Below are 22,554 nucleotides of genomic sequence, written 5' to 3' on the forward strand. Positions count from 1 at the left end.
AAGATGGGCAAGGAAACCGGCTTCCTCGAACTGGACCGCCAGGACCGCACTTATGGCGATGCCAAGGAGCGCCTCAAGAACTACAACGAGTTCGTAGTCCCGCTCGCGCCGCAGGCGCTGAAGGACCAGGCGTCACGCTGCATGAACTGCGGCGTGCCGCACTGCCATACCGGCTGTCCGGTCAACAATATCATCCCGGACTGGAACCACCTGGTTTACGAGGACGACTTCCGCAACGCGCTGGAAGTCCTCCACTCGACCAACAACTTCCCCGAGTTCACCGGTCGCATCTGCCCCGCTCCGTGCGAGGCGGCCTGCACGCTGAACATCGTGGACCAGCCTGTCACCATCAAGTCGATCGAATGCGCGATCGTCGACAAGGGCTGGCAGGAAGGCTGGATCACGCCGAAGCCTGCCGCGAAGAAGACCGGCAAGTCGGTGGCCGTCGTCGGCTCCGGGCCGGCAGGCATGGCCTGCGCACAGCAGCTCGCCCGCGCCGGCCACTCGGTCACCGTGTTCGAGAAGAGCGACCGCGTCGGTGGCCTGCTTCGCTACGGCATCCCCGACTTCAAGATGGAAAAGCACCTCATCAACCGTCGTCTCGTGCAGATGATGGCGGAAGGCGTGGAATTCCGGACATCCACCGAAGTCGGCGTGACGGTATCGGTCGCCTCGCTGAAGGAAAACTTCGACCTCGTGGTCTTCTCCGGCGGTGCCGAAGATCCCCGTCCGCTGAACATTCCGGGCTTCGAACTGCCCGGCGTACGCTTCGCGATGGAGTTCCTGACCCAGCAGAACAAGCGCAACGCGGGTGACGACGAATTGCGCGCCGCCCCGCGCGGCACGCTCTCGGCTACCGGCAAGCATGTCATCGTCATCGGCGGCGGCGACACCGGCTCCGACTGCGTAGGCACCTCGAACCGCCAGGGTGCGGCTTCGGTCACCCAGCTCGAAATCATGCCCAAGCCGCCGCTTCACGAAAACAAGGCGATGTCCTGGCCGAACTGGCCGCTCAAGCTGCGTACTTCGTCGAGCCACGAAGAAGGTGTCGAGCGTGACTGGGCCGTGCTGACCAAGCGCGTCATCGGCGACAACGACGTCCGCGCCCTCGAATGCGTCCGCGTCGAGTGGAAGGACGGCAAGATGCAGGAAGTCGAAGGCAGCGAGTTCACGCTCGAAGCCGACCTCATCCTGCTCGCCATGGGCTTCGTCGGTCCGCGCAAGGCCGGCATGCTCGACCAGTCGGGCGTCGAACTGGACGCACGCGGCAACGTCAAGGCCACCATGGCCGACTACCGCACCAGCGATCCGGCAATCTATGCCTGTGGCGACATGCGTCGCGGCCAGTCGCTGGTCGTCTGGGCCATCCGCGAAGGTCGCCAGTGCGCCCGCGCGGTGGACGAGGCGCTCATGGGCGTTTCCGAACTGCCGCGCTGACACGTTACACGTGGAACGAACAGGAAGGGCGTCCGGCAGCGGGCGCCCTTTTCGTTTGAACTGAGGATTCCGACGCGGCAGCGATTTCTGGCGCATCCGCGTTGACCTCGCGAACACGCTCGGGGAGTTTGGCGGGCGAATGGGAGAATGACCTGATGCTGCTGGAAATCGCCGAGATAGAAGTCCGCCCCGGCACGGAGGAAGCCTTTTCCGCCGCCATGCGCGAGGTCGGGCTGGAACAACTCTCCGCCTGCGAAGGCGTTGTTTCGATCCGTTTCGGCCGAGGTGTGGAAAACCCGTCGAAGTTCACGTTCAACGTCGTGTGGACCTCGATGGAAGCGCACGATTCCGCGCGCAAGCTCGACAGCTTCGGCCGCTTTCGCGCCGCCTTTGGCGATCTGGGCGTGGGCGGCACAATGAGCCATTACTTCATGGACGAAGCCATTCCAGGCCGGGCTGCCTGACCCCCTTCTCCCGAACGTGATCCGGGGCGCCAGGTGGCAAACCTACCAGTCGATCCGCCCACGTCCGTTCGCTTCGAGAAACGCATTCGCCTTGCTGAAATGCCGGCACCCGAAAAATCCCGCGTAGGCCGAGAGCGGGCTGGGATGCGGTGCCGTCAGCACCAGGTGATGGCTCGAAGCGAGCCCCGGCACCCGCATCGCCTTCTTCCTGGCGTGATTGCCCCAGAGCAGGAACACGCAAGGCTCCTCCTTGGCCGCAACCGCCGCGACGGCGGCATCGGTGATCGCTTCCCAGCCCTTGTTCTGGTGCGATCCTCCCCGCCCCTCTTCGACCGTCAGCGCATTGTTGAGCAGAAGTACGCCTTGCCGGGCCCAGTGTTCGAGGTTGCCGTGTCCCGGCGCGGCAATGCCGCAATCGGTGGCCAGTTCCTTGTACATGTTGACCAGCGACGGCGGGACCCGCACGCCATGGGCGACGGAAAAGGCCAGCCCATGTGCCTGCCCGGCGCCGTGGTAGGGATCCTGCCCCAGGATGACGACACGGACTTCGCCGAGCGGTGTCAGTTCCAGGGCGCTGAAACGACTTCCGCGCGGTGGGAAAATCCGTTTCCCTGCTGCTTCCTCGGCATTCAGCCATTCACCGAGCTGGCGCGATTCGGGGGAATCCAGCACGGGGCCGAGCGCAGATTGCCACGATGGCGGCACGCTCTGCATGGCTACTGAAGTTTCCATTCGCGCCATACTCCCGATTTGTCGGCGGTAACCGGCATCCCGGACCATCCGCCCATTGCCTAACGCAGGCCCAGTCCCTAAGCATTTCCGGACCATGGCTGTCTATCTCCACGAAGAAGATCTCCCCGAGGGCGTGCTTGCGCCGGGACCCGTCGCTGTCGACACTGAAACGATGGGTTTGATCACCCCGCGCGACCGCCTCTGCGTGGTCCAGATTTCCGACGGAAAAGGCGACGAGCATCTCGTCCGCTTTGCGCCCGGCAGCGACTTTGCCGCGCCGAACCTGAAGGCGGTGCTGGCCGATCCCTCGCGGTTGAAACTCTATCACTTCGCCCGCTTCGACCTCGCTGCGATCGAACATTACCTCGGCGTCACGGCCGCGCCGGTGTTCTGCACCAAGATCGCTAGCAAGCTGGTGCGCACGTACACCGATCGCCACGGTCTGAAAGACCTCGTGCGCGAGCTTCTGGGCAAGGAAGTATCGAAGCAGCAGCAGTCGAGCGACTGGGGTGCGGCTGAGCTCACCGATGCGCAGAAGGACTATGCCGCCTCGGACGTGCGCTATCTGCACGCCATGCATGAGATTCTGGTCGTGCGGCTTGCACGAGAGAACCGTACCGAAATCGCGCAGGCCTGCTTCGACTTCCTGCCCGCACGCGCCCGGCTCGACCTTGCCGGCTGGCCCAACCACGATATCTTCAGCCACGAAGCCGCCTGATCGGGAGCGCAACCAGCGATGTCGGTCGAAGCCAACCAGGTCCGTAACCGCCGCCGGCACTTCGCCGCGCCCGGCGGTTCGCACGATCGCATGGTGGCATTTCTGTCCAAGGCCCTGCCTGCGGGTATCGGCCTGGTTGCCGCCGTCATGATCCTGGTTCCGCTCTCCCCTCGCGGTGAGATCAGCTTCCTGCTGGACCGCAACAAGGTCGATACGACCGGGGAGCGGATCGCCGTGTCCAACGCCGCTTATCGAGGCCAGGACAATCTGGGCCGCGATTTCGTGGTGACCGCCGGCACCGCCGTCCAGCGATCGCCTGAAATTCCGATCGTCGAAATGCAGCAGCTCGTCGCCAAGATGAGCATGCGCGATGGCCCGGCAGATATCGTCGCGCCGCGCGGCGCCTACAATTTCGACAACGATACGATGGCGGTGGATGGCCCGGTGAACTTCAAGGCCGCCGATGGCTACACCATGACCACCAGCAAGGTCGACGTCGACATCAAGAACAAGACCGCGGTCGCTTCCGGCGGCGTTCAGGGCACCATGCCCTCCGGTCCTTTCAAGGCCGATGCCATGCACGCCGACCTCGAAAACCGCACCGTAACGCTTGAAGGCAATGCCCGGATGCGCATAACGCCCGGCAAGCTGAGGATACCCCAATGACGCCCCGCCCCCGCCTTCTTCGTATCGCCATTGCCGCGCCCGTGATCGGGCTTGCCCTGTTCGCCGCTGGCCAGCAGCTTGGTGCGCAGGGGATTTCCGGCCACAACTCCGATGCGCCCGTCGATTTCGGGGCCGATCGGATCGAGCTTCAGGACAAGCAGGGCCGCGTCGTGCTGACCGGAAATGTCGATATCACCCAGGCCGATCTGCGCCTGCGTGCGGCGCGAACCGTGATGGATTACACTGCGGGAAATCAGGTCCAGCGCATCACCGCCAGCGGTAACGTCGTCGTCACCCGCCAGGACCAGATCGCCACGGGCGATACCGCGATCTACGACTTCAACCAGCGCATCATCACGATGGTCGGCAATGCCACGCTCAAGCGCGGCAGCGGCGATACGCTTCGCGGCGGCCGGTTCGTGATGGATCTCAAGAGCGGGGTCTCTTCAGCCTCCGGCGGCCGTGTGCAGGGCACCTTCAATGTGCCCAAGAAGAAAAACTGACCGATTCTGGTAGTTTCCTGAAGGCGCACTGCCGAAAGAATTTTCCTACACCCCTCGTGATGCGTATCTGGATTCGGGCCTTCCTCATTGAAAGGAGCCCCGATGAGCAATCCCATAGCAGTTCCCGCAGGTTATGCCCCGGCTTTCGCGATCGGATTTTCCGACGAAGCCGGAGCTTTTGCGACGGTCCGTAACACCTCCCCCCTGCCTGTAAGCGTCGCTGCCGGCGACCCTCTCCTCGTACGGAACGTGGCGGCAGCGGCTGCCAATGCGCTGTCTGGCTCGACATCCCAGTCCATCGTTGCCGGACCCTTCGTTCCCTCCCTGTCGCGCCCCGTAGTCCTAGCGCTCTCCGGCACGTGGAGCGGCACGGTCAGTCTGCGCCGATCGACGGACGGCGGCGCGACGCGCAACGCCGTGACCGTTGCCGGCACGCCGTGGGCGACGTTCTCGGCCAATGCCTGCGAACAGGTGTGGACCGAGGAAGAGAATGGAGCCGCGCTCTATCTCGACATAACCCTCGCCTCGGGCACCCTCGTCTATCGCCTCGCACAGTAACCACGGCACGATCAGGAGATCTCATCATGAGCATGGACGTCGTCGCTCGCGGACTGGCCGCAAGGATCGGAAAAACAACCCAGCGCATATCGCTCGACCGCAACGAACTGGCCAGCCTGTCCGAGCGTCAGCGCGCCTATCTGGCCGAAGGAGGACGGGAGGGCAGCTTCACCTGGCGCGATGGGGACATGTCCGCAAAGGTGCAGGCAGACCCTAATCGCGGTATCTACGTGCCTCCCGGCGAAACGCCAAGTGGAGCGCTGGGGGCTTGGGAACGCACGCCCGGCCCCGTGGCCATGATCGAATGGTTCGGCTGCCGGGGGGACGGCGTGACCGACAATTCGGCGCTGCTGCAGCAAGCCGTAGATACCATGCACGCACTTTATCCCGAGGGCTTCACGCTCACGGCCGAGAAGGGCCGCAAGTTCAGGCTCGTGAAGGCGATCGCGCTCACTCCGAAGTGCACGATCTCGGGCATCCATCTGGTTAACGCAGGCGATGCGAACTTCTTCAACGTCAACCAGAATGTCAGCGCGGCAGAAGCGTTCAGTTCCTTCTACGAACACATCCGCATCGAAAACTGCGCATTCGAGGGCGACGTTTCCAATGTCGGCATTGCGTTGTTCGCGGCCAATATTCGTTTCCTCTGGTTCGTCGGAAACCGACTGGTGAACACGGGCGGGGTATCCATTACCCACGGTGCCGACATTCGCGGCCTATACAAGTCGGCAAACGGCGTGGCCGGCGACGAAGGTGTCGGCGTCGATCCCGCCGTGACGGCAGGCTTCTCGTCCGGGCCGGATTTCGGCGACCTTTCCTCGAACATCGTCATCGCCAACAATTACGGCGATAGCGGCCGGTACAACGCGTCGCTCGTACGGCTTGAATTCGTCAAGGACGTGGCGATTACCGGCAACGTATTTCGAGGCGGCAAGGTCTCATGGTGGGGCGGCGGTGCACCGAGTGCGGAAGGCGGTGAAGTCTGGATGGCGCGTCGGGTGCGCAACGTCCAGATTACGGGCAACTACCTGTGCCGAACGAACGGCGCCATCTACGGCAACAACGGCGACGGCATGACCATCACCGGCAATGTCGTGGAAGATGTGCTCGATACAGCTCTGGACCTGGAGGGCTGCTTCAACTGCACCGTAACGGGCAACTTCGTCCGCAATGCGGGCAATTTCTGCACTTCCATCTTCTACGCCTCGCTCAACAACGTCTTCGCAAACAACGTCCTGATCCAGACCAAACGGGCGAAGAACATCGCCGCAATCTTCAACCAGACCGGATACATGAGCAGCGTGACCGTCGCTTCCAGCGCCGGCACCGATGGCCGGGTTCGATTGGTGACGGCAGCCAGCCATGGCTTCGGTAGCGATCAGCTTGTCAACATCCGAACCAAGAGCGGCGCTGTGGGAACGGCGCTGACACAAGCCTATTACGGCATCGTCGTCATCGATGAAGTCACTGTCGAACTGGTCGGGACCGAGGGTATCGGTAGCCTCGAAGGAACCGTCAGTTCCATTCGCTATCAACGCGGCAACACCTTCTTCGACACCAAGCTTGCCGGCTTCGACACCTTGGACGATGCGGACCGCGTTCTGTGGACGGGAAATACCTGCATCTACGAAGGCGATCATGACCTCGGCTGGATCAAGGGCGACACCGCCATGCGATCGATGGTGGTGTCGAACAATGTCCTGCGCAACGTCGGCATCCTCGATGCCAGCATCGGCAACAAGTCCATCATCCAGGGCAATCTGCTGGAGTTCGACTCCGCACCGCTCGCAACTTCCGCAGCCAAGCGCCTGATCCAGTCGACCGGGCGGATCATCGACAATACCCTGAAGACTTTGCCGGGTTGCTCGCTCCCGGCCGGATCGGTCGGCATCGCTTCCTATTGCTACGCCAATTCGGGAGCATGGTCGGAGCTTCGGGGCAACCGTGTGGAAGATCTGGCCTCCGCGATCACCTATCACCTCGGCTACGAATACCAGAACGGTTCCAACTACAGCAACGTCATGGTGGCGGACAACGTCTTCGACACGATCACGGATCTCACGCCCAGCAAGGGGCGCGTCCGCGTCTTCTATAGTGGCAATCGCAGCACGGGGATCACCCAGTCGCTCCCGATTCCGGCAACATCATCCATCGGTTCCCTGGGGGGCATATGCCGCGGGACCAGGCTTGAATCGGGCGCCACAATGGCTTTGGGCGGCGTGATCGCCCGGATCGCGCTTGACCATGGCTGGGATACCAACCTCGCTTGGGCGGGCACCACGGCTTATGTGATCGGGGATATCCGCTATGTCGGAACCAGCGTCTATCGCTGCACGATCGCCGGCACTTCTGCAACCGGCAGCGGTCCCAGCGGCACGGGCACGGCCATAACAGACGGAACCGCGACCTGGACCTACATCGCTCCGCTGGTGACCTGGGCCCCGATCGCCACATGCTCTCCCGACGTGGCCAGCAGCGCGGCATCGGGAACCATCACGCCCGATCTTTCGGCTGCATCGAGCTTCATTCGCACAGCCCTGACCGCAGCCCTGACCATCAATGCCCCGACCGGCTCGGCATTCGACGGGCAAGTGATCCGGTTCCGTCTCAAGGATAACGGGACTACCCGCACTGTCGCATGGAACGCCATCTATCGTGCCATCGGTGCGGCTCTTCCCATCGCGACGACTGCCGGAAAGACGACTTACGCGACGGCCATCTATAATGCCGCCGACCTGAAATGGGATGTCACCGCGGTGCAGACCGAAGCCTGAACGGTAAAGGAGGTGCTCGAAACGCTTCGGGCACCTCCGAAAGCCGGAACCGAAGGCTGGCAGCAATCAGAATGCGCGATCGTGCACCAGAACACGAAGGGTAAGGAACATGATCTGCAAGTCGCGCATGATGGTCCAGCCTTCGAGATATTCGAGATCGGACTGAAGGCGATTCACCAGATCGGATTCGTGATCGGTGGCCCCGCGGTAGCCGCGAATTTGCGCCAGCCCGCTCAGGCCAGGCTTCAGGCTGTGACGCTGCCAGTACCGCAGGTCGATTTCCCAGAACAGCTTCTCACCCGCCAGCGAACCCGTGGCATGCGGTCGGGGTCCGACAAGACTCATGTCGCCCAGCAGAACGTTGAACAACTGGGGCAGTTCGTCGATGCTGGTCTTACGGATGAAGCGACCAACTGCGGTAATCCGCTGGTCCTGCTTCGATGCCGAGACACTGCCGTCGCTGTCGCACAAAGTCTGCGTCATGCTGCGGAACTTGTACATATTGAAGAACCGGTTGCCGCGGCCCATCCGGCGCTGGACGAAGAACACCGGTCCTCCATCCTGAAGCTTAACCGCGATCGCCACGACCAGCAGCAAGGGCGACAAGGCGAGGATCGCCGCGCCCGAGAAGGCTACGTCGAAGATCCGCTTGATCGCGCGCTCCCGCAGTCCCAGCGGTCCTGCCGAAACCAGCAGCAGACCATGCTTTCCAGCGACGCGGGCGCCCTGGGCACCGAGGCGTACCACTTCATCGTCCAGCACTTCACCGTCGACATTCGCCCCCTTGAGGATCATCGCCCATTCCATGCGCCGGTCCGCGGGGCAGCTGACGATAACCCTGTCGATGTTGCGAAGCACCAGGCCGACACGGTCGAGCGAATGCGGGTCCTTGAGATTGGGACGAATCCCCATGGCGGCAGCGGATACCCGAATGGTGCCGGGAATCCGCAGTTGCGGACCGCCATCGTCGATCACCAGTTCGTTGATGACGTTGGTACCGCAGCGCCATGTCACGAAACTGCGCAGTTGCAGGCGCGTCCAGGCGATCAGCGCCATCGCGCAGATGACGCCGCTGCTGAAGGCTCCGCGAGAGAGTTCTGCCGAGGATTTCATCAGGAACTGCACGAACACGACCACGACAACCGCCACGACCATCGACATTTCCGCACGGAAAATGCCGCGCCAGCCATCGCGCAGCGCGTCGGTAGAATAAGCGGCATTGTATAACGCCAGGGTCAGGAAAATGGGGAGCAGTACCTGGCCATAGACGAGCGACATCTGCGCGCCCTGGTCAGTGTCATACAGCAGACCGGCGACGGCAAAGCCTGTGATAAGCGCAACGATATCGCCCAGAAGCAGGGCGACGTAGCATTGCAGACGTCGACGCTCCAGCGAAGGCGCAACAAGGAGTTCGTCAGCCTCGGAACGCTGTATCGCTTCAGGCGAAATGGCGAATGGTGCATTCATTCGTTCAACGCTCCTGATTGCCGAACTCACGCCCATAGGCTCCCTGTCCAGTACCTGTCGCGATGCCAGGGGCATAATGCCCGATGTTGCAGCGCAATAGGTATTTGCCCTTATGAACACCACCACGTGTGTGGAAAGTAAATTCAGTTAAGCTGTTCTATTTATCCGGTGTTTAACATCCAAACACGCAATTCGTGCGATTTCGACCAATCCTTCCGACAAGAACAGCTCTGCGTCCTGGCTGTTCCCAAGCAGCGATTGGTGCAACGCAATAAGTCGGGCAACGAGCCTTTCCAGCCGATTTCCCCGCCAAATCCTGAGTTGAGCGCCAAGCGCCGCCTTGTCTTTCCAGAAAATCCGGCGGGCAGCGGTCTCCGAATCGATCAGCCCCGCTACATCGCCACTGCGCCCGAGTCGCGCGTTGAGCGCGGCCAACTGCGCTGTCCTGCGCTCAAAGGCCAGGAGCAGGCCCACGGGATTGATCCCCTGGTCCCGCATTCTCTTGAGTTCCGGACCAATCGCCTCACGTCGCCCACCCAGCACGGCATCGACCAGGGGTCCGAAGTCATCGTCCTCCGTAGAGGCTCCAACCGCATCGAGGTCGGCTGCCGTCACCGGTCGCGGCGTTTCCGGGCCTGCGTCGAGATAGAGCGCCAGCTTCGTCACTTCGGAGCGGGCAAGGCGAGTATCCAGACCCGATGCGCGCGCAATCCTTTCCGCAAGGTCGCTGCCCATCTTGAGCCCGGCCCCGTTGGCCATGGTCCGTACCGCGCTTGTCGCAGCGCCGAGATCGGGCGGATAGAACATGGCCACCAGCCCATCCGGCCTTGCCGCAAGCAGCTTGGCCGTTCGCGACTTGTCGGTCGCCCCGGTCGCAACGATCAGCACCGGACAGGCATCGACCTCGTTCTCGATCAAGATCTGTACGGCATCATGCGCCTCGTCGCCTTGCGCACGCACCCAGATGTGGCGCGAAGTACCTCCGAACAGCGAATTTGAACGCGCCTCGTCGCCGAGCCTTACCGGGTCCTTGCGAAGATCGGAGCCCGCCATCTCGACACGCTCGCCAGGATCGGGGAGGAGCGAGACGATCCGGGCGGCAGCGTCGCTTGCCCCGGCCTCATCCGGTCCGCAAAAGAAGAAGACCCGCGCCTGCTGAGCAGCGCGGGTCGCAAGACCACCGAAATCCTTCTGGGTCGCCTTCATCTTTCCGCAGCCCGCATTGCCGGATTACTGCTTCGTATCGCCGCGCAAGCGCAGCGCGACGGTCGTGACGATACGGCTTGCAACATCCTTCGACATGTTTTCGAGCGCGGTCTGCTCGGCCGCGATCGTTGCATAGTCCGAAGAAACCACGTCGATCCCCGCATCCGAACCTGCCGTGGCGTCCAGCACGATCTCGTTGCTGGACAGGTCAACAAGCTGGTAGCGCGCGCGCAGGGTGCGCCGTTCACGGCCGATAGTGTCGTCCGAGAGAAGGGCGAAGCCTTCAAGCTTATCGTCAAGACGCACGTCGAGGCGATAGCGCGGTGAGGCGTCCGACTTGTCGGAGCCAAGCTGATCGACCAGCGCATTGCGCACCAGCCAACCTGCACGCCCCTCGATCGCGGCGACCTGTACGCCTGTGAGACCCCGCGCCACCGCACCGCTGCCCCCGCCCGAATACATCGGCTGGAGGCCACAGCCGGTCAGCGTCACCGCTCCGAGGAGGACGGGTCCGACAAGGCGCAGGAAACGCTTCACGCGACGAGATTGACCAGGCGGTCGGGAACGACGATCACTTTCCTCACCTCGGCTCCATCCAGCGCACGCTGCACTTTCTCGCTGGCAAGGGCAAGCGCTTCAAGCTCTTCCTTCGAAGTGCCCTTGGCCACGGTCAGGGTGTCGCGCAGCTTGCCCTTCACCTGGACGGCCACGGTCACTTCGTCCTCGACCAGCAGCGCCGGATCGACTTCCGGCCATGAAGCCTGCGAGACGAGGCCTTCCCCGAAGGTTTCGAAAGCTTCTTCGGCGAGGTGCGGCATCATCGGCGAGACGAGCAGCAGAAGCGTGCGGATCGCGTTCGAGCGGCTGGCCGAAGGGGCCGCCTTCTCGACCGCGCCGGTCAGTTCGTAGATGCGCGCCACGGCCTTGTTGAAGCCCAGCGATTCGATGTCCGAAGCCACCGCAGCCACCGTCTGGTGGGCCTTGCGGTCGATGGCCTTGTCCTCGCCCGTCGCCGAAGCGTCGTACTGGGCGAACAGACGCCAGAGGCGCTGCACGAAGCGGCCGCAGCCCTCGATGCCGGCTTCCGACCATGGCAGGTCGCGCTCCGGCGGGCTGTCTGACAGCATGAACCAGCGGATCGCGTCGGCGCCGTAAGTCGCGACGATCTCGTCGGGGTCGACGACGTTCTTCTTCGACTTCGACATCTTGATGACGCGGCCGACTTCGACGGCGGCACCGTCAGCCTTCAGCGTCGCACCGTCCGAGGTCCGGTCGATCTCGCCGGGCGAGAAGTAGATCGGCTGACCGTTGGCATCGTTGATCCGGAAGTAGGTCTCGTGCGTGACCATGCCCTGCGTGAACAGGCTGGCGAAGGGCTCCTTCACCTCGACCTTGCCGATGCGGGCCAGCGCGCGCGTCCAGAAACGCGCGTAGAGCAAGTGCAGGATCGCATGCTCGATACCGCCGATGTACTGTTCCACCGGCAGCCATTCGGCGATCTTGGCCGGATCGAACGGACGATCCTCCGGCTGGCTGGCGAAGCGCAGGAAGTACCACGAAGAGTCGACGAAAGTGTCGAGCGTGTCGGTTTCGCGACGCGCGGCGTGGCCGCACTGCGGGCAATCGACATGCTTCCAGGTCGGGTGGCGAACGAGCGGGTTGCCGGGGGTCGAGAAATCGACGTCCTCGGGCAGCGTGACCGGCAGGTGCTTCTTGGGCACCGGCACCACGCCGCAAACCTCGCAGTGGATGAACGGGATCGGCGTGCCCCAATAGCGCTGGCGCGAGACGCCCCAGTCGCGCAGGCGCCACACGGTCTTGCCCTCACCCCAACCTTCGGCCTCGGCGCGCGCGATGACGGCGGCCTTGGCGTCCTTCACGGCCATGCCGTTGAGGAAGTCGGAATGGACGCAGACGCCATCACCGGCCTCGGACTCGCCGTCGAACGGCTTGTCGGCATCGGCTTCGCTCGCCGCGACGACGCGCAGGATCGGCAACTGGTACTTGGTGGCGAATTCGAAGTCACGCTGGTCGTGACCGGGAACGGCCATGACCGCGCCGGTGCCGTAGTCCATCAGCACGAAGTTGGCGATGAACACCGGCAGTTCGGCGCCCGTGAACGGGTGCCTGGCCTTCACGCCGGTATCGAAGCCCAGCTTTTCAGCGGTTTCGAGTTCGGCCGCAGTAGTGCCGCCCTGCTTGCACAGCGCGATGAATTCCTCGACCTCGGGACGACCCTGCGCAACCGCCTGCGCGATCGGGTGATCGGCGGCGACGGCGACGAAGCTGGCACCGAAGATCGTGTCCGGACGGGTCGAGTAGACTTCTACCGAACCGATACCGCCGACTTCGGCAGTCAGGTCGAACTTGAACTGCAGGCCCTGGCTCTTGCCGATCCAGTTCTCCTGCATCGTGCGGACCTTCTCGGGCCACTTGTCGAGCGTGGAGAGACCGTCCAGCAGTTCGTCGGCGAAGTCGGTGATCTTGAGGAACCACTGGGAGAGCTTGCGCTTCTCCACCAGCGCGCCCGAGCGCCAGCCGCGCCCGTCGATCACCTGTTCATTGGCGAGCACGGTCATGTCAACCGGATCCCAGTTCACCGCCGATTCCTTGCGGTAAACCAGATCGTTTGCGTAGAGATCGAGGAACAGCGCCTGCTCGTGGCCGTAGTATTCCGGCTCGCAGGTGGCGATCTCGCGGCTCCAGTCGAGCGCAAAGCCCAGGCGCTTCAACTGCGCCTTCATGTTGGCGATGTTCTCGCGCGTCCAGCCGCCGGGGTGGACGCCCTTTTCCATGGCCGCGTTTTCGGCGGGCATGCCGAACGCGTCCCAGCCCATCGGGTGGAGCACTTCATGGCCTGTCATGCGCTTGTAGCGCGCCAGCACGTCGCCCATCGTGTAATTGCGCACGTGGCCGATATGGATGCGCCCCGAAGGATAGGGGAACATCTCAAGCACGAAGCTGCGCGGCTTCGACGAGGTATCGTCCGCCTTGAAACACTGCGCGTCGTCCCACGCAGCCTGCCAGCGCGTGTCCGCCTGAGCCGGATCGAACCGCTCGGTCATCTTAATCGAGTCTCCTGCGGGCATATTCCCGCAATTTCGCGGCACCGGCCGGTGCCGCGTATGAAAAAACTATCAGCCGCCGATCGAATTGCGGCGAAGGTCACGGGCGCGGGTGAGGATGATGTCCTCAAGCTTCTGCACCGTTGCAGCCTGAACCGGCGCCGGCGCCCAGACGCCGTTGGTCGAGACTTCGCGCTGGCCGGTCACGCGCAGGGCGTCGGCACGCAGGTCCTTGTCGAGGATCATCACCGTGATCTTGACGCGCTCGTTGGGTTCCTTGGGATTGGTGTACCAATCGGTGACGATGACGCCGCCGGCGCTGTCCGACTGGAGCAGCGGCATGAACGAGAGCGAATCGAGGCTGGCGCGCCACAGGTAGCTGTTCACGCCGATCGTCGTCACCGCCGAAGGGGCGATCGAGGACTGGACCTGCTTCCTGCCACCGCCGCAACCGGCCAGCGCAAGCGCCGCGACGGCGCAAAAGCCCGCAGTCGCCAGCGATCGAGCGGAGAGAAGGCCGGTATGGGTGCTGCCTGTCATCGTAATTCCCAGTTCCTGTCTTGGCGCGTTCGCCGGACTTCCGGTAAACCTGCCGTGAAACGCCTCTATAGCCGCCGTTGCCCGGGCGGCAAGTGCGGCTGCATCAGCTTGCCGCCATAACGGGTGCAAGGCTAAACGCATGCTGAACGCCCCTCTCCCATCCGCGATCAGGCTGTGTTAAGTTGCAAGCCTGAAAGATCGCGGAACGGTGGGACGCCGATCCCGCAACAGGATCGTGAACCGGCGAGATGGAAAGGCAAGGCGGGAATTTCGCAATGGAAGCCGAAGCAACACGCGCGTCGAAAGGCGGAATGAAGACCGGCCTCTTGCTGGCCTGCTGCGTGACCGTGCTTGCCCTTCCCAGCGCCGTTCTTGCGTTCACCACCAATTTCAAGACCGCGCAGACGGAGAAATCGGTCGATTCGCTCGATCCGGAGACCTCTCCAGAAAACCTGTCGCGCGCCATCGCCATGCGCTCTCTTGCCAAAGGTCAACCGTTTCCCTTCACTCCGGCAGCACCTCCGGGCCGCCTCGAACGCGCGGTTACGGTTGCCGTTCGCTTCGATCCGGAAGCGGCGAAGGCGATTATCGTGCGTAACCGCCTTCAGATCGCCCGCACCGACAAGGATGTCGGGCCCCTTCGCATAGCTCCCAACGCCTTCAATCTCGGCGTGGCGCGCGGCTATCAGAACTTTGCCCCCGAAACGGCGCCGCAAGCCTTGGGCAAGGGGCTTTCCGATGCGCCAGAGTTGAAGAAATTCAGCCTTCAGGCCGGAACGGTCGACCAGAAGGAATCGCGCTTCAGCCCCCGAATCTCGATCGATGAAAAGCATGTGGCAGGTCGCGCCCCTCGCACGTTCTCGGGTGAAGCGGGCGAAGTCGATCTGGGGGGCGCCTACCGCGTCACCGAGAATCTCGATGTCACTGCCGGCCTGCGTTATTCGCAAGAGCGGGAACGCCTTGTTCCCCTCACCGATGGCCGCCAGGACAGTCAGGCAGTGTACGTAGGAACCCAATTCAGGTTCTGATCCGTGCAGCCATAATTGCACTTCTCTCAATCAATTCGCCGCAAATAAGCTCCGGGAGCGATGGGCTTCGGCTTGCCCTGCGCGGCTGGTTTCCATAGCACTGCAGGTGGTGGATGCTTCACTAAAAGGCGAAAGGCTTTCTATGGCGCGCGTTGCTATCGTTACCGGTGGGACCAGGGGTATCGGGGAGGCTGTTTCACTGGCCCTCCAGGAACGGGGTCACACCGTAGTTGCAAATTACGCAGGCAATGAAGAGAAGGCAAAGGCCTTTACGGAACGGACCGGAATCCCTGCCTACCGGTGGGACGTCGGCGACCACGAAGCCACGCTTGAGGGCGTGGCAAGGGTGACCGAAGAAGTCGGTCCCGTGGACATCGTCATCAACAACGCGGGCATCACCCGTGACGGCGTGCTTCACAAGATGACCTTCGACGACTGGAACGAAGTCATGCGAATCAATCTTGGCGGTTGCTTCAACATGGCCAAGGCCACGTTTTCCGGAATGCGGGATCGCGGCTGGGGTCGCATCGTCAATATCGGCTCGATCAACGGCCAGGCCGGACAATATGGCCAGGTGAACTACGCCGCAGCCAAATCCGGCATCCATGGCTTCACGAAGGCCCTGGCGCAGGAAGGCGCCAAGTACGGCGTCACCGTCAACGCCATCGCGCCCGGCTACATCGACACGGACATGGTGGCAGCCGTTCCCGCACCGGTCCTTGAGAAGATCGTGGCGAAGATTCCCGTCGGCCGCCTCGGCAGCGCTTACGAAATCGCTCGCGGCTGCGCGTTCCTCTGCTCGGAAAATGCAGCGTTCGTGACGGGATCGACGTTGAGCATCAACGGCGGCCAACACATGTATTGAGGCGTTACGCGTATCAGGCGGGGGCCCGGCCGTCGCCTGATACGCAACTATCCCCGATGCGGTCCGAACAGGATCACTGCCGCCCCGACAAGACAAAGCGCGGCGCCTCCCATATCCCAGCGATCCGGCTTCACACCTTCCGCCAGCCAGAGCCACAGCAGCGCGGAGGCTATGTAGATTCCGCCGTAAGCCGCATAGGCACGCCCGGCATGATCGCTTTCGACCAGCGTCAGCAGCCAGGCGAAGATCGCCAGCGACATGCAGCCGGGAATGAGCCAGAGCGGCGACTTTCCCATGCGCAACCAGGCCCAGAAGGCAAAGCACCCGCCGATCTCGGCAAGCGCCGCACCGACGTAGATCAGGACTGACAGCACGGCCTGCGTGCCTTCAGCCGAACGCCTGCCTGAGCCACTTGACCAGTTCGGCAAGGTCCGGGCCTTCCAGCGAAACCGCATGTCCCAGGTCGGGAACCTTGGGCCAGCCACAGTCGACGAACTCCCGCCCCTTCCATTCGCGGGTACCTTCGTAACGCGGGATCACATGGAAATGGACGTGAGGGTCCACCATCATCAACATGAGGTAGTTTATTCGGGCATAGGAAACCGCCTTGCCCAACGCGCTTTCGATCGCGGCGGTCACGATCTTCAGGTCGGCATGTGCTTCGGCGGCGAGATCACCGAACGCGGTGGCCTCCGACTTCGCCGCCAGTACCAGCGAACCCAGCGTCGGCTGGGCAGGCCTTGCCAGCACCACCCAGTGATCGAATTCGGCGACGAGCGTGGCCGGATAGCCGAACTTTTCCATCGTCCCGTTCATTACCGACGCTCCTTCAGGTTTCCGCCAACCACGAGGTGATCTGGCCGCCCCGCGCCCGAACGATCCAGGCCTGCACCAGGCGCACGGCATGAACGAGGCAGGAAATCGCGGTCCACCACGCCACGGCGATCAGGCCAAGATCCGGTCGCGCGAACAGCATGGCGACGAACAGGATCACCATGTTGGGGTTGCGACGGGCCGTGATGAGCCGGAACCGGCTATCGAACTTGCGCCAGACGTGAATGTGCATCAGGCTGTTCTGCCTCATGAACACGCCTTCGATCAGGCGCTGAACAACGTATCCGCCCTGGATCGCTCCCTGCACCCACCAGAAGGTAGTCGTATCGTAGGCCAGGCCCCAGGTAGCGAGGCCGGTTGCCCAGAACCACCACCAGAACGGTGGATGGACGAGATCCATGCCGTGGTCCGCAACATTACCCCATTCCGAAGACGTGATCGTGCAGCGGGCCAGTTTGCCGTCAACGGTGTCCAGAACCATGAACACGAGGCCCAGCGCCATTCCGAGCCAATAGTGCCCGTAGGCGAAGAGGAAGGTCGCGGCCACGCAGAACACCGCGCCGACGGCGGTGACCATGTTCGGCGTGATGTGCAGCTTCGCGCAGACGCGCGTCAGTACCAGGGCCCATTCCGGCCAGAGGTATTTGGTCAGTACATCGGTGACGCCCTTGTAGGCCCCGAAGTAGCTGGCCCTTTCGATCGGACGCACGGTCTCAGCGTCAAGCGCCATGAGAAACGGCGTCTCGCGCTTGCGAAGCTGCTTGTTTTCCACGGTGGGGCCACTCTCGAAGGCAACCACATCGAGTCCCGGTGGATCGCCAAGCGGAGTGCCCGATCTCATCGCCTCCGCGACTCGGGAGGCCTGATCTGCATCGGCCGCATAAGCGAGCGCGGGGACACCGCCGAGCGTGAGCACCATGCCGGGGCGCGTGGTGATGTATTTGAACCACGCCGGATCCCACGCAAAAGCGGCGTTCGAAAGAACCGCAGGGCCTGCAGGAACGGTAGAGCCGGGAACCAGTCCGTTCGCGCGCGCGATGCGCGCGACGCGCTCGGCCATCGTAAGACCCCAGAGCTGAACGGGGTTTTCGCCGATATTGACGACGAGAGGGGGAGTGTCATTTTCGACCATGGACCGGCCGTAATATGTCACGCCTCCACTGGCAATCTTGCGAGTTGCACAGAACGCGCAGGAAATTGAGGGTCTTGCAAGTGGCGCTAATCCGCCATAGAACTGTAACCTTAATGTGTCAGTTGATGTTTCCTGATGATTTTTCGGCTCGGGATGCCTACATAGGCCCCCGTGTACGGAACCATTTACGAATTCGAAACGCTGCCGACATCCGGTGAGCATGACGGCCGGCGCAAATCGGCCAGCCTGGCGCGTTCAGCCCAGCGGGGCCGCGCCGTGCCTCTCGTAGGTATCATCCGCAATCCTCGCAGCCACCGCAACAAGGGCCACGCGCCCGAGATGGCGGACTGTTCCAACATCCTTACGGAAACGCCGCGCACCCGCACGGATCTCTACGGCGTGCTCGAAAGCTTCGCCCGCCGCGGGATCGACTATCTCGTGGTGGACGGCGGAGACGGAACGGTGCGCGACGTTCTGACCTGCGGCGCAGATATCTTCGGTGAGGAATGGCCGACCTTCATCGTCCTTCCCAAGGGAAAGACAAATGCGCTCGCCATCGATCTTGGCCTACCTAACCAATGGTCGCTCGCCGAAGCTCTCGCCGCGGCGCACAAGGGCAACAAGCTGACCCGCCGTCCCCTGCGGATTTCCTCGAGGGATGACAGCAACGGTTGCATTCAGGGCTTCATCCTCGGCACCGGGGCATTCGCGCTCGCCACCGAGGCTGGCCAGGAAGCGCACCGCCGGGGCGCGTTCAACAGCTTTGCCGTGGGCCTGACGGTCCTTTGGGGCATCATCCAGACCCTGTTCGGCCGTGCCGGCAACCCATGGCGTTCCTGCACGCCCACCCGTCTGGTGAACCGCCACACCGGCCGCGACTTGCCTTATCAAGGGCCAGGCCGTTCGGACGAGCGCTTCATGGCCGTCGCAACGACGTTCGAGCGTTTCCCGCTCGGCGCCCGCCCCTTCGGCAGCGACGTGGCCCCGGGCATGAAGCTGGGTGTTATCGACTGGCCGGTGCGCTGGGTCATTGCCCTGCTTCCGGCGGTTCTGTTCGGGTTCTGGGGCAAGTTTCTTGAACGGCGCGGCGTTCATCGTTTCTGCGCCAGCGCCGTCGATCTTGAACTGGACGGCTCCTTCATCCTCGATGGCGAAGCGTTCCCGGGCGGCGATTACGTGCTTGAGGAAGGCCCGCAACTGACGTTCGTGGTCCCCTGAAAACAGTTTTCCGGCGCTTGATTTCCGGGCGCCGCTGCCCGAGCATGACGTCATGACCGAAGATCTCGAAGGACGCGTCCGCAAGGCCATCCAGCGCCCGATCGAACCCGAAATCCGCGCCTTCGCGCAGCGCCTCGCCCTTGCAGCAGGCAACGCCGTGGCGGTGCTGTTCTACGGCTCCAACCTGCGCACGGGCTCGCTTGAAGGCGTTCTGGATTTCTACGTCCTCACCGAAGGCCCCCAGATCGAGAAGATCTGGCCTCGCGTCAGCTATCATGAGTGGACGTTCGAAGGCATTCCCCTGCGCGCCAAGGTCGCGACCATGGCTCTGGAAACCTTCCGCGCCGCCGCCGCCGGCGAACTGCTCGACACCACCATATGGGCCCGCTTCGTCCAGCCCTGCGGCCTGGCCTGGCTGCGCGACGAAGCCGCGATCGGCCCCGTTGCCGAAGCGGTCTCCGGCGCCGCCCGCATTGCAACCCGGCTTGCGGTTTCTCTGGGACCGGAAGCGGGAACGGCGGAAGACTATTGGCGGGCGCTGTTCAGGGCGACATACGCGGCCGAATTCCGCGTCGAGAAGGCCGGGCGGGAGGATTCGATCCTCGCCGTCAATCGCGGGCATTTCGACGGCCTGCTCCCCCTGGCGCTGACCGCCGACGGCATCGATTTCACTCGGGAACCCAAGGGAACGATCCGCCCTGCCCTTGCGGCTCGGGAGCGTAACCGTGCCTTGAACTGGTGGAAGCGCCGCCAGCGCCTCGGCAAGCCTTACAACGTGCTCCGCCTGCTCAAGGCATCCACGACGTTCGACGGTGCGGCCCGCTATGCCGCGTGGAAGATCGAACGTCACACAGGCGTACCTGTCACCATAACCCCCTGGCGCGAACGCCATCCGGTTCTCGCGGCTCCCGGCGTGCTCTGGCACGTGTGGCGCACAAAGAAGGCAATGGAGCGCAAGCCGGCATGAAGCCCGCCGCGCTCATCCTCGCAGGTTCTCGCCCCGGCGCGCCCGATCCTGTCGCCGCGTCCGAGGGAGTCAGCCACAAGGCGCTGGTCAAACTGGAAGGCCAGCCGATGCTCGCCCATGTCGCCCATGCGCTCCGTGATGCCGGGATCGAGCGTGTGGCCGTCATCGCCAACGATCCTGCCGTCGTGGCGCTGGCGCAAATGTTGAATTGCGAGGTAATCCCTGCCGAAGCCGGGCCAAGCGCAAGCGTCGCCGCCGGTTTTGTACGGCTGGGTGCGCCGATGCTCATCACCACGGCGGATCACGCCCTGCTGCGCGGGGAATGGGTCAGCGACTTCCTTCTCGACACGCCCGAAGATGCCGATGTCGCCATCCTGCTCGCCCGGCGTCAGGCGATCGAGGCCGCCATGCCCGGTTCCCGGCGCACATATCTGCGCTTTGCGGACGGGCACTGGTCGGGTTGCAACTTGTTTCTGCTCAACTCAAAGCGCGCCGAAAGCGCGATAAAGACCTGGAAACTGGTGGAGGCGGACCGCAAACGCCCCTGGCGCATAGCCGCCCGCCTCGGCCTCGGCATGTTGCTGAGCTACGCGCTGGGCAGACTGACCCTCGCAGCCGCCCTCGGCAGCCTGGGCACGAAGATCGGCATAAGGGCCAGCCTGGTGGCAGCGCGTGACGGGCTGGCCGCAGTCGATGTGGACAAGCCCTCCGACCTGGTCGACGCGCGCGGAATACTGGCGCAGCGACGGGAGGCCGGGGGCCAGTCCTGATCCGTTACATGTAGCGCATCTGGATGCGGATCGATTTCACTTCCTTGCCGTCCACCGGCACGCCGACCTTGGTATAGCTGGGCTTGCCGAGGTTGAAGATGTTGATCGACGGATTGTTGGACATGGCGCCGCCATCAGTGCTGATATCGGTCGAACCATTGCCATTGACGTCATGGCGGACCGCGATTCCATAAGATCCCGCAGCGGAAACCGGCACGCAGAACGTCATCGATCCCGCCTTTGCCGGAACCTCGATACGCTTCAGCCACTTGCCCTTGGAAAGCCATTCGGCCGAAGTCGCGCGGTAGGATTGCACCCTCAGCTTCCCCTGAGAGGACTTGATGCCATCCACCGTCACCATGATCGACGGTCCGCCACCGGCTCGGCACTGGCTCATGTCGTTGCGGATTTCGTCGCGGTACTGCGCGGCAGCAGGAGCGGATACCGCCAGGGCGGCCAAACCGGCCGCGGCCAGCAGCACGCCCGAACGCCTGTTCATTGGGAAGGGGGCCTTGGGGAACGTCACACTCATCTCCGGTTCCATAACGCTCTGCGCAGCACGCACGGCCTGGCTGAAGCGCGCGCAACTGCGTGATTTTTCTGGCGCCGCACTGCCATCGAGGCCGTGAATGCACTCTGAATTGGCAGTTCACAATGGCTCAATCACGTGCCGGTTCCCCGGTGCTGCCGGCTGCTCACCCGCCGCCACCTGGTGGATTTACGGGCGACCTCCATATGGCGTGTGGAAAACGGCCAGTGGGGCGCTTGTACCCCCCAGATGTGGTGGCCTATCCTTCACATCGAGGAGTACCGTTTTCCACCATGACCACGCCGCTGATCTCGCCCTCCATCCTGTCCGCCGACTTCGCCCGCCTGGGTGAGGAAGTTCGCGCGATCGACGAAGCCGGCGCGGACTGGATCCACGTCGATGTCATGGATGGTCACTTCGTGCCGAACATCACCATCGGTCCTGCCGTGGTGAAGGCCCTGCGCCCCCATTCGGCCAAGGTGTTCGACGTGCACCTGATGATCTCTCCGGTCGACAGCTACCTCGAAGCCTTCGCGGAAGCGGGTGCCGACTACATCACCGTCCATCCCGAGGCCGGACCGCACGTTCACCGCACGGTGCAGACGATCCACAATCTCGGCAAGAAGGCCGGCATTTCGCTCAATCCCGCGACGCCCGCCAAGATGCTCGACTATCTGATCGACGACATCGACCTGGTCCTGATCATGAGCGTAAACCCGGGCTTCGGCGGCCAGAGCTTCATCTCCAGCCAGCTTCGCAAGATCGAGGCCGTGCGCAAGATGATCGACAAGTCCGGCCGCGACATTCGCCTCGAGGTGGACGGCGGCGTCGATGCCAGGACCGCACCGCTTTGCGTTTCGGCAGGCGCCGACGTGCTCGTCGCCGGTTCCGCCACTTTCCGCGGCGGACCTACGCAATATGCCGCGAACATTCGCGCCCTGAAGGGACTCGCCTGACGGGGACGGACTGAAACAGTGACCCCAGACACCCAGCCGGGTTCCCGCGCGGGAACCTGGGGGGACTTCGGGCCATTTCCCCGATGGGCGGGAGCTAGGCCCGGATGGACCGGAGCGAGGAGGGT

At 63.2% G+C, this 22,554-nt stretch carries 23 protein-coding genes; 13 read left to right on the top strand and 10 right to left on the bottom strand.

Features of this window, described 5'->3' with window-relative positions; genetic code table 11:
- Positions 1-3: 3 nt before the first annotated feature.
- Entirely contained in the window at positions 4-1,437 is a 1,434-nt protein-coding gene (locus ACXJ16_RS12230) for a glutamate synthase subunit beta (RefSeq protein ID WP_054441086.1), read from the top strand.
- Positions 1,438-1,592: 155 nt separating this feature from the next.
- The gene (locus ACXJ16_RS12235) at positions 1,593-1,901 is read left to right on the top strand and encodes a putative quinol monooxygenase (protein WP_463920763.1); all 309 of its coding nucleotides are present in this window, start codon (positions 1,593-1,595) and stop codon (positions 1,899-1,901) included.
- A gap of 42 nt (positions 1,902-1,943) precedes the next feature.
- Here ACXJ16_RS12235 and ung read toward each other — a convergent pair whose 3' ends face one another.
- Positions 1,944-2,633, bottom strand: coding sequence for a uracil-DNA glycosylase (ung, locus tag ACXJ16_RS12240; RefSeq protein WP_324697662.1), 690 nt, complete (start codon positions 2,631-2,633; stop codon positions 1,944-1,946).
- Between the two features lie 94 nt (positions 2,634-2,727).
- Between ung and ACXJ16_RS12245 the strand changes: the two genes are divergently transcribed.
- The 5 genes from ACXJ16_RS12245 (at position 2,728) to ACXJ16_RS12265 (ending at position 7,852) form a co-directional block, all read left to right on the top strand.
- Entirely contained in the window at positions 2,728-3,351 is a 624-nt protein-coding gene (locus ACXJ16_RS12245) for a ribonuclease D (protein ID WP_054441088.1), read from the top strand.
- Positions 3,352-3,369: 18 nt separating this feature from the next.
- Positions 3,370-4,017, top strand: coding sequence for an LPS export ABC transporter periplasmic protein LptC (lptC, locus tag ACXJ16_RS12250; protein WP_054441090.1), 648 nt, complete (start codon positions 3,370-3,372; stop codon positions 4,015-4,017).
- A complete protein-coding gene (locus ACXJ16_RS12255) occupies positions 4,014-4,520 on the top strand; it encodes an LptA/OstA family protein (RefSeq protein WP_054441093.1) in 507 nt (168 codons plus the stop codon). Before lptC ends, ACXJ16_RS12255 begins: the two co-directional genes overlap by 4 nt.
- Positions 4,521-4,622: 102 nt before the next feature.
- Positions 4,623-5,078 (top strand): hypothetical protein, encoded by a 456-nt coding sequence (locus ACXJ16_RS12260; RefSeq protein ID WP_054441095.1) that lies wholly within the window; start codon positions 4,623-4,625, stop codon positions 5,076-5,078.
- Positions 5,079-5,104: 26 nt separating this feature from the next.
- The gene (locus ACXJ16_RS12265; RefSeq protein WP_463920764.1) at positions 5,105-7,852 is read left to right on the top strand and encodes a NosD domain-containing protein; all 2,748 of its coding nucleotides are present in this window, start codon (positions 5,105-5,107) and stop codon (positions 7,850-7,852) included.
- Positions 7,853-7,918: 66 nt separating this feature from the next.
- Here ACXJ16_RS12265 and ACXJ16_RS12270 read toward each other — a convergent pair whose 3' ends face one another.
- The 5 genes from ACXJ16_RS12270 to ACXJ16_RS12290 all read right to left on the bottom strand — a co-directional run bounded on the left by ACXJ16_RS12270 (position 7,919) and on the right by ACXJ16_RS12290 (position 14,130).
- A complete protein-coding gene (locus ACXJ16_RS12270) occupies positions 7,919-9,319 on the bottom strand; it encodes a sugar transferase (RefSeq protein ID WP_054441101.1) in 1,401 nt (466 codons plus the stop codon).
- A 147-nt stretch (positions 9,320-9,466) separates the two neighbouring features.
- On the bottom strand, positions 9,467-10,525 hold the full coding sequence (holA, locus tag ACXJ16_RS12275) for a DNA polymerase III subunit delta (protein ID WP_324697649.1): 1,059 nt from the start codon (positions 10,523-10,525) through the stop codon (positions 9,467-9,469).
- 24 nt (positions 10,526-10,549) lie between these two features.
- Positions 10,550-10,987, bottom strand: a complete 438-nt coding sequence (gene lptE, locus ACXJ16_RS12280; protein ID WP_165913267.1) for an LPS assembly lipoprotein LptE — start codon at positions 10,985-10,987, stop codon at positions 10,550-10,552.
- A gap of 71 nt (positions 10,988-11,058) precedes the next feature.
- Complete coding sequence (leuS, locus tag ACXJ16_RS12285) at positions 11,059-13,590, bottom strand: leucine--tRNA ligase (RefSeq protein WP_324697647.1); 2,532 nt, start codon at positions 13,588-13,590, stop codon at positions 11,059-11,061.
- Between the two features lie 72 nt (positions 13,591-13,662).
- Entirely contained in the window at positions 13,663-14,130 is a 468-nt protein-coding gene (locus ACXJ16_RS12290) for a DUF3576 domain-containing protein (protein ID WP_054441108.1), read from the bottom strand.
- Between the two features lie 311 nt (positions 14,131-14,441).
- On the opposite strand from ACXJ16_RS12290, the gene ACXJ16_RS12295 reads away from it, so the two are divergent.
- Both ACXJ16_RS12295 and phbB read left to right on the top strand, forming a co-directional pair.
- Positions 14,442-15,158: a hypothetical protein gene (locus tag ACXJ16_RS12295; RefSeq protein WP_463920765.1), complete on the top strand. Its 717-nt coding sequence runs from the start codon at positions 14,442-14,444 to the stop codon at positions 15,156-15,158.
- Between the two features lie 142 nt (positions 15,159-15,300).
- Entirely contained in the window at positions 15,301-16,023 is a 723-nt protein-coding gene (gene phbB / locus ACXJ16_RS12300) for an acetoacetyl-CoA reductase (protein WP_054441110.1), read from the top strand.
- 47 nt (positions 16,024-16,070) lie between these two features.
- Here the strand turns inward: phbB and ACXJ16_RS12305 are convergent, their stop codons facing one another.
- Genes ACXJ16_RS12305 through ACXJ16_RS12315 form a run of 3 tightly spaced genes read right to left on the bottom strand, consistent with a single transcriptional unit; the run spans position 16,071 to position 17,989 of the window.
- Positions 16,071-16,397, bottom strand: a complete 327-nt coding sequence (locus tag ACXJ16_RS12305; protein ID WP_054441112.1) for a YnfA family protein — start codon at positions 16,395-16,397, stop codon at positions 16,071-16,073.
- A 13-nt stretch (positions 16,398-16,410) separates the two neighbouring features.
- A complete protein-coding gene (locus ACXJ16_RS12310; RefSeq protein ID WP_185998266.1) occupies positions 16,411-16,839 on the bottom strand; it encodes an HIT family protein in 429 nt (142 codons plus the stop codon).
- Positions 16,840-16,852: 13 nt separating this feature from the next.
- Positions 16,853-17,989: a CDP-alcohol phosphatidyltransferase family protein gene (locus tag ACXJ16_RS12315; RefSeq protein ID WP_324697640.1), complete on the bottom strand. Its 1,137-nt coding sequence runs from the start codon at positions 17,987-17,989 to the stop codon at positions 16,853-16,855.
- Between the two features lie 171 nt (positions 17,990-18,160).
- On the opposite strand from ACXJ16_RS12315, the gene ACXJ16_RS12320 reads away from it, so the two are divergent.
- The 3 genes from ACXJ16_RS12320 to ACXJ16_RS12330 are packed head-to-tail and all read left to right on the top strand — an operon-like array spanning position 18,161 to position 20,944.
- Positions 18,161-19,207 carry a diacylglycerol/lipid kinase family protein gene (locus ACXJ16_RS12320; protein WP_054441119.1) on the top strand — a complete coding sequence of 349 codons (1,047 nt, stop codon included), beginning with the start codon at positions 18,161-18,163 and terminating at the stop codon, positions 19,205-19,207.
- A gap of 52 nt (positions 19,208-19,259) precedes the next feature.
- Positions 19,260-20,174, top strand: a complete 915-nt coding sequence (locus ACXJ16_RS12325; protein ID WP_324697636.1) for a hypothetical protein — start codon at positions 19,260-19,262, stop codon at positions 20,172-20,174.
- Entirely contained in the window at positions 20,171-20,944 is a 774-nt protein-coding gene (locus ACXJ16_RS12330) for a nucleotidyltransferase family protein (protein WP_324697634.1), read from the top strand. Before ACXJ16_RS12325 ends, ACXJ16_RS12330 begins: the two co-directional genes overlap by 4 nt.
- A gap of 4 nt (positions 20,945-20,948) precedes the next feature.
- Here the strand turns inward: ACXJ16_RS12330 and ACXJ16_RS12335 are convergent, their stop codons facing one another.
- Complete coding sequence (locus ACXJ16_RS12335; protein ID WP_054441125.1) at positions 20,949-21,443, bottom strand: DUF2141 domain-containing protein; 495 nt, start codon at positions 21,441-21,443, stop codon at positions 20,949-20,951.
- A 323-nt stretch (positions 21,444-21,766) separates the two neighbouring features.
- On the opposite strand from ACXJ16_RS12335, the gene rpe reads away from it, so the two are divergent.
- The gene (rpe, locus tag ACXJ16_RS12340; protein WP_132469364.1) at positions 21,767-22,429 is read left to right on the top strand and encodes a ribulose-phosphate 3-epimerase; all 663 of its coding nucleotides are present in this window, start codon (positions 21,767-21,769) and stop codon (positions 22,427-22,429) included.
- Positions 22,430-22,554: the final 125 nt, after the last annotated feature.

The sequence above is a fragment of the Novosphingobium sp. TK71 genome, assembly GCF_055361505.1.

Bases quoted from the DNA above. Each gene is read 5' to 3' on its own strand.
- ACXJ16_RS12295 (WP_463920765.1), top strand. From the start codon at position 14,442: ATGAAGACCGGCCTCTTGCTGGCCTGCTGCGTGACCGTGCTTGCCCTT.
- ACXJ16_RS12290 (WP_054441108.1), bottom strand. From the start codon at position 14,130: ATGACAGGCAGCACCCATACCGGCCTTCTCTCCGCTCGATCGCTGGCG.
- holA (WP_324697649.1), bottom strand. From the start codon at position 10,525: ATGAAGGCGACCCAGAAGGATTTCGGTGGTCTTGCGACCCGCGCTGCT.
- ACXJ16_RS12310 (WP_185998266.1), bottom strand. From the start codon at position 16,839: ATGAACGGGACGATGGAAAAGTTCGGCTATCCGGCCACGCTCGTCGCC.
- ACXJ16_RS12265 (WP_463920764.1), top strand. From the start codon at position 5,105: ATGAGCATGGACGTCGTCGCTCGCGGACTGGCCGCAAGGATCGGAAAA.
- ACXJ16_RS12230 (WP_054441086.1), top strand. From the start codon at position 4: ATGGGCAAGGAAACCGGCTTCCTCGAACTGGACCGCCAGGACCGCACT.
- rpe (WP_132469364.1), top strand. From the start codon at position 21,767: ATGACCACGCCGCTGATCTCGCCCTCCATCCTGTCCGCCGACTTCGCC.
- ACXJ16_RS12335 (WP_054441125.1), bottom strand. From the start codon at position 21,443: ATGAACAGGCGTTCGGGCGTGCTGCTGGCCGCGGCCGGTTTGGCCGCC.
- ACXJ16_RS12330 (WP_324697634.1), top strand. From the start codon at position 20,171: ATGAAGCCCGCCGCGCTCATCCTCGCAGGTTCTCGCCCCGGCGCGCCC.
- ACXJ16_RS12255 (WP_054441093.1), top strand. From the start codon at position 4,014: ATGACGCCCCGCCCCCGCCTTCTTCGTATCGCCATTGCCGCGCCCGTG.
- lptC (WP_054441090.1), top strand. From the start codon at position 3,370: ATGTCGGTCGAAGCCAACCAGGTCCGTAACCGCCGCCGGCACTTCGCC.
- ACXJ16_RS12315 (WP_324697640.1), bottom strand. From the start codon at position 17,989: ATGGTCGAAAATGACACTCCCCCTCTCGTCGTCAATATCGGCGAAAAC.
- leuS (WP_324697647.1), bottom strand. From the start codon at position 13,590: ATGACCGAGCGGTTCGATCCGGCTCAGGCGGACACGCGCTGGCAGGCT.
- lptE (WP_165913267.1), bottom strand. From the start codon at position 10,987: ATGTATTCGGGCGGGGGCAGCGGTGCGGTGGCGCGGGGTCTCACAGGC.
- phbB (WP_054441110.1), top strand. From the start codon at position 15,301: ATGGCGCGCGTTGCTATCGTTACCGGTGGGACCAGGGGTATCGGGGAG.
- ung (WP_324697662.1), bottom strand. From the start codon at position 2,633: ATGGAAACTTCAGTAGCCATGCAGAGCGTGCCGCCATCGTGGCAATCT.
- ACXJ16_RS12245 (WP_054441088.1), top strand. From the start codon at position 2,728: ATGGCTGTCTATCTCCACGAAGAAGATCTCCCCGAGGGCGTGCTTGCG.
- ACXJ16_RS12260 (WP_054441095.1), top strand. From the start codon at position 4,623: ATGAGCAATCCCATAGCAGTTCCCGCAGGTTATGCCCCGGCTTTCGCG.
- ACXJ16_RS12235 (WP_463920763.1), top strand. From the start codon at position 1,593: ATGCTGCTGGAAATCGCCGAGATAGAAGTCCGCCCCGGCACGGAGGAA.
- ACXJ16_RS12325 (WP_324697636.1), top strand. From the start codon at position 19,260: ATGACCGAAGATCTCGAAGGACGCGTCCGCAAGGCCATCCAGCGCCCG.
- ACXJ16_RS12270 (WP_054441101.1), bottom strand. From the start codon at position 9,319: ATGAATGCACCATTCGCCATTTCGCCTGAAGCGATACAGCGTTCCGAG.